The 11207-nt window shown below is 73.1% G+C and carries 8 protein-coding genes; 6 read left to right on the forward strand and 2 right to left on the reverse strand.

Annotation, left to right across the window (positions count from 1 at the left end):
• Positions 1-81 precede the first annotated feature (81 nt).
• Positions 82-1443, reverse strand: coding sequence for a S1 family peptidase (locus tag FNH09_RS22285; RefSeq protein WP_152890711.1), 1362 nt, complete (start codon positions 1441-1443; stop codon positions 82-84).
• Positions 1444-1629: 186 nt separating this feature from the next.
• Between FNH09_RS22285 and FNH09_RS22290 the strand changes: the two genes are divergently transcribed.
• The 5 genes from FNH09_RS22290 to FNH09_RS22310 all read left to right on the forward strand — a co-directional run bounded on the left by FNH09_RS22290 (position 1630) and on the right by FNH09_RS22310 (position 8717).
• Positions 1630-2043, forward strand: a complete 414-nt coding sequence (locus FNH09_RS22290) for a PaaI family thioesterase (RefSeq protein ID WP_152890713.1) — start codon at positions 1630-1632, stop codon at positions 2041-2043.
• 476 nt (positions 2044-2519) lie between these two features.
• Entirely contained in the window at positions 2520-2735 is a 216-nt protein-coding gene (locus FNH09_RS22295) for a type A2 lantipeptide (RefSeq protein WP_152890715.1), read from the forward strand.
• A 96-nt stretch (positions 2736-2831) separates the two neighbouring features.
• Positions 2832-3638, forward strand: coding sequence for an HlyD family efflux transporter periplasmic adaptor subunit (locus tag FNH09_RS22300; RefSeq protein WP_152890718.1), 807 nt, complete (start codon positions 2832-2834; stop codon positions 3636-3638).
• Positions 3533-5866, forward strand: a complete 2334-nt coding sequence (locus tag FNH09_RS22305; protein WP_152890720.1) for an NHLP family bacteriocin export ABC transporter peptidase/permease/ATPase subunit — start codon at positions 3533-3535, stop codon at positions 5864-5866. The genes FNH09_RS22300 and FNH09_RS22305 overlap by 106 nt, the downstream gene beginning before the upstream one ends.
• A gap of 1 nt (position 5867) precedes the next feature.
• Positions 5868-8717, forward strand: coding sequence for an NHLP bacteriocin export ABC transporter permease/ATPase subunit (locus FNH09_RS22310; protein ID WP_152890722.1), 2850 nt, complete (start codon positions 5868-5870; stop codon positions 8715-8717).
• A 33-nt stretch (positions 8718-8750) separates the two neighbouring features.
• Here FNH09_RS22310 and FNH09_RS22315 read toward each other — a convergent pair whose 3' ends face one another.
• Positions 8751-9281, reverse strand: a complete 531-nt coding sequence (locus FNH09_RS22315) for an SRPBCC family protein (protein WP_152890724.1) — start codon at positions 9279-9281, stop codon at positions 8751-8753.
• Positions 9282-9526: 245 nt separating this feature from the next.
• On the opposite strand from FNH09_RS22315, the gene FNH09_RS22320 reads away from it, so the two are divergent.
• Positions 9527-11029: an MFS transporter gene (locus FNH09_RS22320; protein ID WP_152890726.1), complete on the forward strand. Its 1503-nt coding sequence runs from the start codon at positions 9527-9529 to the stop codon at positions 11027-11029.
• The last annotated feature ends 178 nt before the right edge of the window (positions 11030-11207 follow it).

The following is an 11207-nucleotide window of genomic DNA, read 5'->3' on the forward strand; positions in this document are numbered from 1 at the left end:
GGTCCGACCCTCCCGCCGGAGGGCCGGACCGTTCCACCGTCGGCCGGTACCGCTGGTGCCGACCGGTCAGTGGGTCCTGTGTCAGTACGAGTGGCTCTTGTGGTGCTTGGACTTGCCGGTGTGCTGGCCCGCGGCGTTCTGGCCGGCCGCGGCGGACGGGTCGGCGGCGGAAGCCGAGGGGTCGGCCGAGGGGTCGGCCGAGGGGTCGGCCGAGGGGTCGGCCGAGGGGTCGGCCGAGGGGTCGGCCGCACCCGACGGGTCGGCGGTGCCGCCGACCGCGTCGCCACCTCCGGCACCGGCCTGGTCACCGGCTCCGGCGCCCGCGGCACCGAGGGTGGCGCCGGTCGCCGTCAACGCGGTGGTGACCGGCTGGAAGAAGGTCTCGCCGCCCGCGGTGCAGTCGCCGCTGCCGCCCGAGGTGAGGCCGACCGCGCCGCCGTCCCGGGTGAACAACGAGCCGCCGCTGTCGCCGGGTTCGGCGCAGACGTCCGTCTGGATGAGGCCGGTGACCGTGCCCTCCGGGTAGTTCACCGTGGCGTCGAGGCCGAGCACCTGGCCGTCGTGCAGACCGGTGGTGCTGCCCATCCGGAACACCTGCGCGCCGACCGTGGCCTCGGCGGCCTGGAGGATCTGGACGGTCTGGCCGCCGCCGATGTTGACGTCGCTGGGCGCCTGGGTGGTGGCGTCGTCGTACTTGACGAGCGAGAAGTCGCCGTCGCCGGGGAAGACCGCCTGGTCGACGGTGGCGATCGGCTGGCCGTTCTGCGAGTCGGACCACTGCTCGGCGGCGACACCGCAGTGACCGGCCGTCAGGAAGGCGGGCGAGCCGTCGCTCGCGGTGACGTTGAAGCCGAGGGAGCAGCGCGCTCCGCCGCCGAAGATGGCGTCGCCGCCCGACACGAACGTCTTGAAGGTGCCGGCGGACTTCTTGATGGTGGCCATGCCCGAGCCGAGGCTCTGCACGGTCGACTCCAGCCGGTTCCACTTTGCACCGGTGACCGTGGTGTCGGCGGTGACGAGGATCTGGTTCGTTCTGGGGTCGACGGCCCAGGCGGTGCCGGGGATGGTGGCCTTCGCCTTCAGGGTCTGCGCGGCGGCGGCCAGTTCGGCCGTGCTGTTGTCGACCTCGCGGACCTTCGCACCGGCCTTCTTGGCCTGCACCACCACGTTGTTCTTGTCACCGGAGACATTGACGACGTTGACGACGAGCTGCTTGCTGGCGCTGTCGTAGTACGAGCCGGCGAAGGAGTCGCCGAGCAGGTTCTGGAGCTGCGCGGCAAGGTCCGTGGCGTCCGCGGCCTTCAACGTCTTCGGAGCAGCCGCGTCCGACCCACCGTCCTGGGAGGCCATGGCGTTCGGAAGGAGCAGGGCCGCCGCTCCGAGTGCCGCCACGCCGCCCGCGGCTATCACGGCCTTGCGCTTCGAATTCCGCTTGTGACTCAAACTTCTCGACCTCCTGGGGGACGGGGTCTGTGCTGCCGGTCGGCAGCTCGTACTGCGGCGCCTGGATGGCTGTAGGTACGGGCGGGACAGGCGGTGCGTTCAATTCCGTTTCGCAACTTCCTTTGCCTGGAGGCGAATCGGCTGGTCGGCGGGCCGAAATCGATGGGCTCCGGGAACAATCCAGGCATGACGATGACCACTGCCGAGGCAGACAAGATCCTTTCCGACAACTTCGCCCCCTGGGTGCTCGCCCTGGGCCTGTCCGTCGTGTCCCTGGCGGCGGACCGGGCGACCCTGCGGCTGCCCTGGTCGGCGGAGCTGGCCAGGGAGGGCGGCGGGCTCTCGGGGCAGGCCCTGATGGCGGCGGCCGACACCGCGACGGTGATCGCCGTCTCGGCGGCCCGGGGCGGCTTCGTACCGATGACGACGGTTCAGCAGTCCACGTCGTTCCAGCGGGCGGTGACGGACTCGGACGTCCTGGTCGAGGCGGTGCTGACCAAGCTGGGCCGCCGGATGGCGTTCGCCGACATCACGCTGACCGCCGAGCGTTCGGGCGAACTGGCGGCCCGCGCGAGCACCGTCTACGCACTGCTGGGCTGACCCGGCGTCACACCCTCCGAACCGGAACTCCTGGTGATCGTGCGATCGCGTTCCGTCCCGAATCCGGGGCGGAATCCCGGCTTCGGTGAATCTGCACAGCCCATGCCCAGCCGGGTCACGGGAACGGGCGTTTCTGCACATCCCCGGAGGCTCCCGGGGCCCGGGAGCCCGAAGTGCGGACGCCGTGCCGGGTCGGCAAGGGGCGGTGTGCGCCGATGCCGTGGGGGGCTGTGAAGAAGTCGCCGACAAGCCGTGCCCGGGCCTGCACCGTTGACCCCCCGCGCGCCTCGATTGCGCAGGTGGGGGCGGGTGATCAGGTGGAACGGCGGGCTGTGGAGCTGCTTTGATCCTGGCACCGCGAAAGCCGCCGGGGGCTCCCCGAGCGGGGCGCCCGGCGCCCGCGGTCGCGGCCGCCCCTGTCCCCAGAGGGGCCCGCACTCCCCCTTGTGAATCTCCATATGAAGGGAAGTTCCGTCATGAACTCCACCCCCCAGGTCGCCACCGCCGAGATCTCCGACGCCGAGCTCGACAACGTCTCCGGCGGTCTGTCCCTGAACGCCCTGGGCACCGTCACCGGCCTGGTGGACGGCGTCGCCCCGGTCTCCGGCCTGGCCAACACGGCCGTCGGCACCGTCGAGGGTGTCACCGGCCTGAACACCGCCCCGGTCATGGGCCTGGTCGCCGGTCTCTGACCACGGCCTGCCGCTGCCGTCGGGTCCCGGAGCCTCCCCCACGGCTCCGGGGCCCGACGGGTGCCGTGAAACCCCACGACAGGTGAGGGAATTCCGTTGCAGTTCCGCCAACAGGCCCTCGCCAGGCACCAGTCGCCCGAGGACCTCGACCTTCCCGTGCGCCTCGCCCGCCCCCAGGGCCGGCTCGTGCTCGCCGTGACGGTGCTCGCGCTGGCGGGCGCCACCGGGTGGGCGACGACCGGCTCGGTGGCCTCCACGATCGGCGCGCCCGCGATCCTCACCCACGGCGAGGGCAGCTACGTACTGGAGAGTCCCGCGTCCGGCCAGGTCACCGCGGTCCTCGCCGAGGAGGGCGAACGGCTGCCGCCCGACTCCCCCCTCCTGAAGGTCCGTACGGAGCAGGGGGACACGGTCGTCCGCACGATCGCCGCGGGCCGGATCACCGCACTCGCCGCCACCGTCGGGCAGATCGTCCGCACCGGCGAGGACGTCGCCGTCGTGGAGAAGGTCGCCCACGCCGACGACCCGCTGTACGCGACGGTGTACGTCCCGGCCGAGAACGCCGCCTCCGTGCCCGCGGGCGCGCCCGTCGACCTCACCGTCCAGACGGTGCCGGCCCAGCAGTACGGCGTGCTGCGCGGGCATGTGAAGTCCGTCGACCGGTCCGCGCAGTCGGCGCGGCAGATCACCGCGTTCCTCGGGGACGGCCAGCTCGGCGAGCAGTTCACCGGGCAGGGCCGGCCGGTCGCCGTCACCGTGCGGCTCGACCGCGCGGCCACGACGAAGAGCGGTCTGAAATGGTCCTCCGCGGACGGACCGCCGTACGCCCTCACCTCCATGACCCTGGCCACGGCTTCGATCCGGCTGGCCGACCGGCGTCCCGTCGATTGGCTGCTGCCGTGACCACCACCCGGGACCACCGGCGGGCCCGCCGCGCCGCCCCGCCCGCGCGCAAGGCCCGTACGACGGGCGCGAAGACCGTGCGCACCCCCACCGTGTTGCAGATGGAGGCCGTCGAGTGCGGCGCCGCCTGCCTCGGCATGGTCCTCGGCCACCACGGCCGGCATGTCCCGCTGGAGGAGCTGCGGGTCGCCTGCGGCGTCTCGCGCGACGGCTCGCGCGCGGGCAGCCTGCTGAAGGCGGCGCGCGGTTACGGGATGACGGCCCGGGGCATGCAGATGGACCTGGCCGCCCTCGCCGAGGTGCAGGCGCCCGCGATCCTCTTCTGGGAGTTCAACCACTACGTCGTCTACGACGGCACCGGCCGCCGCCTCGGCCGCCGCGGGGTCTTCGTCAACGACCCGGGCAAGGGCCGCCGTTTCGTGCCGATGGAGGAGTTCGACGGCAGCTTCACCGGCGTGGTGCTGGTGCTGGAGCCGGGCGAGGACTTCGAGCGCGGCGGACGCCGGCCGGGGGTGTGGGGCGCGCTGCCCGCCCGGCTGCGCGGCACCGCGGGCACGATGCCGACGGCCGTCCTTGCGAGCCTGCTGCTGGTCCTGGTCGGGGCGGCCGTGCCCGCGCTCGCCCGCACCTACATCGACCTGTTCCTGATCGGCGGCCAGACCTCGTCGCTGGGCGTGCTGTTCACGTCGATGGCCGTGTGCGTGCTGCTCACGGTCCTCCTGACCTGGTTGCAGCAGACCAACCTGCTGCACGGCCGCATCATCTCCTCGACCCTCTCCAGCGCCCGCTTCCTGCGGCATCTGCTGCGGCTGCCGGTGACGTTCTTCGCCCAGCGCAGCCCCGCCGACCTGGTCCAGCGGCTGCGGTCGAACGACGCGGTGGCCGAGACGCTGGCCCGCGACCTCGCGGCGGCGGGCGTGGACGCCGTGGTGGTGGTCCTGTACGCGGTGCTGCTGTACACCTACGACCCGCAGCTGACGTTCGTCGGCATCGGTGTGGCGCTGCTCAACGTGGTCGCCATGCGCGTGGTGATCCGCCTGCGGGCGACCCGTACGGCGAAGCTGCGCGCCGACAACGCCCGGCTCGCCACCACCGCCTACACGGGCCTCGAACTGATCGAGACCATGAAGGCGACCGGCGGCGAGGACGGCTACTTCCGCAGGTGGGCCGGTCAGCACGCCACCACCCTGGAGGAACAGCAGCGGCTCGGGGTGCCGGGTGCCTGGCTGGGCGTGGTCGCGCCGACGCTCGCCATGCTGAACAGCGCGCTGATCCTGTGGATCGGCGGCGTCCGGGCGATCGAGGGGCACATCTCCGTCGGTCTGCTGGTCGCGTTCCAGGCGCTGGTGGCCCGGTTCACCGCCCCGCTGACCCGGCTCAACGGCGTCGCGGGCCGCGTCCAGGACCTGGCGGCCGACATGGCCCGGCTCAAGGACGTGGAGAACTTCCGGGCGGACCCGCTGCCCGGGCCCGGGGGCGGCGGCCCGGGCGCCGAGTCCACCCGCCGACTGCACGGGCATGTCGAGCTGGAGGACGTCACGTTCGGCTACAGCCCGCTGGACGAGCCGCTGCTGTCCGGCTTCGACCTGAGTGTCGGACCGGGCCGTCAGGTGGCGCTGGTCGGCGGATCGGGCAGCGGCAAGTCCACCGTGTCACGGCTCGTCTCGGGCCTGTACCGGCCGTGGCAGGGGGTGATCCGGATCGACGGGCAGCGGCTGGAGGACATTCCGCGCGGCGCGCTGGCCGCCTCCGTGTCCTTCGTCGACCAGGACGTGTTCCTGTTCGAGGGCACGGTCCGCGACAACGTGGCGCTGTGGGACCCGTCGGTCCCGGACGACGCCGTGGTGGAGGCGCTGCGGGACGCGGCGCTGTACGACGTCGTCGCGCGCCGCCCCGGCGGCATCCACAGCCGGGTCGAGCAGGACGGCCGCAACTTCTCCGGCGGTCAGCGCCAGCGGCTGGAGATCGCGCGGGCGCTGGTGCGCGGGCCCAGCGTCCTCGTCCTGGACGAGGTGACGAGCGCGCTGGACGCGCAGACCGAGCTGACCGTGATGGACAACCTGCGCCGGCGCGGCTGCGCCTGTGTGGTGATCGCCCACCGGCTGAGCACCGTGCGCGACAGCGACGAGATCGTCGTGCTCCGGCACGGCGCGATCGTGGAGCGCGGACGGCACGAGGAGCTGGTGGCGCGCGACGGCGCGTACGCCGCGCTGATCAGGGAGCGCTGAGATGACGACCGTCGCGGAGGGCGACCACGTGCTCGGTGCGCTCGGCGCGCTGGGCACACCCGTCGACTGCGCGGGCCTGGCCCGGCTCGACCTGGCGGGTCCGCAGGTGCTGTGGCTGGTGACGGCGGGCGCCCTGGACCTGTTCGCGGTCGACGCCGAGCAGCAGGGCCACTGGCACCACCTCGGCCGGCTGGAGGCGGGCGCGCTGCTGCCGGGCCCGGTCGCCGGACCGCGGCACACGCTGGTCGCCCGCCCGGTCCGAGGCTGCGCGGTGCGCCGGATCGGGCTGCGCGAGCTGTACCGGCCGCCGGCCGGCCAGACCTGGTCGTACGACGCGTACGGCAACCCGCAGTACGTGCCGCCGGCCGGCAGCCCGCTGGAGTACGCCCTCGCGCTGGGCGTCGGCCGGGCGCTGACCGTGCTCTTCCAGGCGCCGATGGCCACCGAGCCGACCGTGCAGGACCGAGGCGCCCCCGGGTACGCCGGCGCGGGCCCGGGGGACGACGACGTCTTCTGGATGCAAGTGCCGTCGGGCAGCGTCGGGTACGGCTCCCTGTACGGCCCGGAGGCCGCCGCCGACCTGCTGATGGACCCCGACCTCTGGCAGGGCATGGTCGACCGGCAGTACCGGCTGCTGGCCACCCTGGACCGCTGGATCGAGGAGCTGGAACGCACCCACGAGACCCGTACGGCCGCCGGTGTCAAGGCGAACGAGGCGGTCCGCGCCCGCGCCGACCGGACGTTGCTCGCCTCGATCGGCGGCCGGTCCGCACGGCCCACGACGGCCGCCGACGCGGACGCCACCCATGCCGCGTGCCGGCTGGTGGCCGGGGCGGCCGGGATCACCCTGGCGGCGGCCGTCCCGAGCGGTACCGGCGGCGACCGGCTCGACCCGGTGGAGCAGGTCGCCCTCGCCTCGCGGGTACGGACCCGGGCGGTGCGGCTGGAGGGGACCTGGTGGCGGGACGACATCGGCCCGCTGGTGGGCCGGCGCACCCTGTCCGGCGCGCCGGTGGCGCTGCTGTGGCGGCGCGGCGGGTACGTGGCCGTGCATCCGGCGACCGGCCGCGAGACGCCCGTCGAGCGGGCCAACGCCCAGGAGTTCGAGCCGCGCGGGGTGATGTTCTACCGTCCGCTCCCGGAGCGGGTGCCCGGACCGCTGCGGCTGCTGCGGTTCGGCCTGCGCGGCACCGGCGGCGATCTGGCCCGGCTGCTGCTGAGCGGCCTGGTCACGGTGGCGGTCGGCGCGCTGGTGCCGGTGGCCACCGGCAAGGTGCTCGGCCAGTACGTGCCGACGGCCCGACCGGGCCCGATCGTCCAGATCTGCCTGGCGCTGATGGTGACGAGCGTGGTCGCGGCGGCCTTCACGCTGCTCCAGAACCTGACCGTGCTGCGGCTGGAGGGACGGATCGAGGCGGCCCTCCAGCCGGCCGTCTGGGACCGGCTGCTGCGGCTGCCGACGGCGTTCTTCGCCGGGCGTTCCACCGGTGAGCTGGCGAACGCGGCCATGGGGGTCGGCGCGATCCGCCGACTGCTCGCGGGTGTCGGGCCCACGGTCGCCCAGGCGGTCACCGTCGGCGCGGTGAACCTGGGGCTGCTGCTCTGGTACAGCGTGCCGATGGCGCTCGCGGCGATCGGGATGCTGGTGGTGGTCGCGGCCGTGTTCCTGGGGCTGGGACTGTGGCAGGTGCGCTGGCAGCGGCGGCTGGTCGTGCTCGACAACAAGCTCGACAACCAGGCGTTCCAGACCCTGCGCGGGCTGCCCAAGCTGCGCGTGGCGGCGGCCGAGAACTACGCCTACGCCGCCTGGGCCACGCAGTTCGCGCGCGGCCGCGAGCTCCAGCGGCGGCTCGGGCGGATCAAGAACCTCGACGCGATGCTGGGCGCGGTCTGTCTGCCGGTGTGCACGCTGCTGATGTTCGTGCTGCTGGCCGGTCCGGCGCGGGGTTCGCTGTCGGCCGCCGGTTTCCTCACCTTCAACACGTCGGTGACCATGCTGCTGACCTCGGTCACCCAGCTGACCGGCGCCTTCGTCACGGCGGTGGCCGCATGGCCGCTGTTCGAGGAGATCAGGCCGGTGCTGGACGCCGCCCCCGAGGCTCCCGCGACCGGCACCCGGCCGGGCCCGCTGTCCGGCGCGATCGAGGCACGGCGGCTGTCCTTCCGCTACGCCGACGACGGCCCGCTCGTCCTGGACGACGTGTCGTTCGAGGTGCGGCCGGGCGAGTTCGTGGCCGTCGTCGGCCCCAGCGGCTGCGGCAAGTCGACACTGCTGCGGCTGCTCATCGGCTTCGACCGGCCGGTCTCCGGCAGTGTCCTGTACGACGGCCAGGACCTGGCCGCCCTCGACCCGTCGGCGGTGCGCCGGCAGTGCGGTGTCGTGCTCCAGCACGCCCGGCCGTTCACCGGCTCCCTGCTGGACGTGATCTGCGGTACGGAGCCGTACACGCCCGAGGAGGCGATGGCGGCGGCCGAGCTGGCGGGGCTGGCCGAGGACATCAGACGGATGCCGATGGGCCTGCACACCATCGTCTCGGGCGGGGGCTCGATCTCCGGCGGCCAGCGTCAGCGCCTGATGATCGCCCAGGCGCTGATCCGCCGGCCGCGCATCCTGTTCTTCGACGAGGCGACCAGCGCCCTCGACAACGAGACGCAGCGCACGGTCATCGAGAGCACCAAGGCCCTCGACGCCACCCGGATCGTCATCGCGCACCGCCTGTCGACGGTGCTGGACGCCGACCGGGTGATCGTGATGGAGAACGGGAAGATCGCCCAGCAGGGCCCGCCGGCCGACCTCCTCGCGGACACCGGCGGCCGCCTGCACGAACTGGTGCGGCGGCAGCTCGCCTAGGCCCTGTGGTGCCGGTGCGGTGTCTGGGGCGGGTCAGGTGTCCAGGCCGGGCACCGGTGCGCCGGAGGGCAGGCCGGCCGCGAGGTGGCCGTCGTAGAACTCCTTCCAGGACGTCCCGGTCCCGGCGTGCGGCCCGGCGGTCCGCTCGCCGCGCGCCGTCGCGTCGAGGGCGGCGAGGCAGACCTCCCAGCCGGCGGCGTTGCGGGCGGCGGTGTCCGCCTGGGCCAGCACGTCGGTGAAGGTGAGCCGGGCGCGCCCGGCCCCGACGGCCGCGAGGTCGAAGCGCAGTTCGTCGCCGCCCCAGTCCAGGGACAGCGCGTACGGCGGATCCACGGCGAGGACCCGGCCGGTCGAGCCGGGCATGTTCGGGTCGCCGCTGAAGACGACGGTCCCGCCGGGGCGCAGCTCGATCTCGGCGCGGGAGGGGAACCACCGCTCCAGCGCGTCGGCGTCGGTGACGAGCCGCCACACGTGTTCGACCGGGTGGTCGTAGGTGCGCACGAAGCGCACGGCGGGGCGTCCGTCGTCGAGGGTGACATAACTGCCGGTCAGGTCTACGGGCATGGCGGCTCGGTCCTTCCTTGGCTGAGTCGTGCGAACGGGTTCCCTCCGGCTCGCTACCCTCCCCTGTTTTCCCCTCCTCTGCTCCCCCCTGTCCCCCCTCCGACAGCGAAACGTTGCCGTTTCGCTGGAACTGTTCTAGCCTCCATGTGTACGAAACCGTTTCGTTCAATCTTTGGCAAAGCCCGGGCCTCGCACTGCCCGGCCCACGCCGAGGACCGGACGACCTCCCCTGGAGTGGTTCCCCGATGTCCCAGAAGACCGTGACCGAAGACACCCGTACGGGTGCCGCGGAAGCACCGCCCGGGGCTTCCCCGAAGCGGTGGTGGATCCTCGCGATCATCGCCGTCGCCCAGCTGATGGTGGTGCTGGACGCGACCATCGTGAACATCGCCCTGCCGTCGGCCCAGGCCGACCTCGGCTTCTCCGACGGCAACCGCCAGTGGATCGTCACCGCGTACGCGCTCGCGTTCGCCTCCCTGCTGCTGCTCGGCGGCCGTATCGCCGACCTCTTCGGACGCAAGCCCGCCTTCCTCGTCGGTGTCGTCGGCTTCGCCGTCGCCTCCGCGCTCGGCGGTGCCGCGACCGGATTCGGCATGCTGGTCGTCGCCCGCGCCCTCCAGGGAGCCTTCGGCGCGCTGCTCGCGCCCGCCGCGCTCTCCCTGCTCAACACGACGTTCACCGACGCCCGCGAACGGGCCCGCGCGTTCAGCGTGTACGGCGCCATCGCCGGCGCCGGCGGCGCGGTGGGCCTGCTGCTCGGCGGTCTGCTCACCGACGCCCTCGACTGGCGCTGGACGCTGTACGTCAACGTGGCCATCGCGGTCGTCGCCTTCGCGGGCGGCTGGGTCCTGCTGGGCAACCACCGCGACGCCACGCACGCCAAGCTGGACGTGCCCGGCACGGCCCTCGTCGCCTCCGGCCTCTTCGCCCTGGTCTACGGCTTCTCCAACGCCGAGACCCACGACTGGAATTCGCCGCTGACCTGGGGCTTCCTGCTCGCCGGCGCGGCCCTGCTGGCGGTCTTCGCCTGGTGGCAGACCCGGGCCGCGCACCCCCTGCTGCCGCTGCGCATCCTGCTCGACCGCAACCGCGGTGCCTCGTTCCTCGCCGTGCTGATCACCGGCGCGGGCATGTTCGGCGTGTTCCTCTTCCTCACCTACTACCTCCAGCTGAACCTCGGCTTCAGCCCCACCAAGACCGGCGTGGCGTTCCTGCCGATGGTCGGCGCGCTGATGGTCGCGGCCCAGCTCGGCACCACGGTCCTGATGCCCCGGATCGGCCCGAAGGCCGTCATCCCGCTCGGCTTCGCCATCGCCACGGCGGGCATGGCCTGGCTGTCCGGGCTCGGCGTCGGCTCCGACTACGTGAGCGCCGTGCTGCCGCAGCTGGTGGTGATCGGCGTGGGTCTCGGCCTGGTGATGCCGACGGCGATGCAGCTGGCCACCGGCGGGGTGGCGGCGGAGGACGCCGGTGTCGCCTCGGCGACCGTCAACGCCATGCAGCAGGTGGGCGGTTCGATCGGTACGGCCCTGCTGAACACGCTGGCCGCGACCGCCGCGACCGACTACCTGGCCGGCCGGGACGCCACCAACAAACTGGTCCAGGCGCAGGCGACGATCGAGAGCTACACCACCGCGTTCTGGTGGTCGGCCGGCTTCTTCGCGGCCGGCACGGTGCTCGCGTTCCTGCTCTTCCGGCGCGGGGTGCCGCAGCAGGACGCCGACGCCCCGCAGGTCGTCCACATGTGAGCCGGCCGAAGGCAAGTCAATGGGTTCCGAGCCAAGTTCACCGCTTCGGATGAACAAGATCGTACGAGCCGTCGGGCAGGGGTGAGCGTCGCTCCGCCGGGGTAGCCAGACAGACCCGAAGCCCCTGCCGCGGTGGAGCGACCATGACTCCGCAACCCCCCGACCGCGACCCTCCCCC

The organism is Streptomyces adustus (assembly GCF_009377175.1).
GTDB classification, from domain to species: domain Bacteria; phylum Actinomycetota; class Actinomycetes; order Streptomycetales; family Streptomycetaceae; genus Streptomyces; species Streptomyces adustus.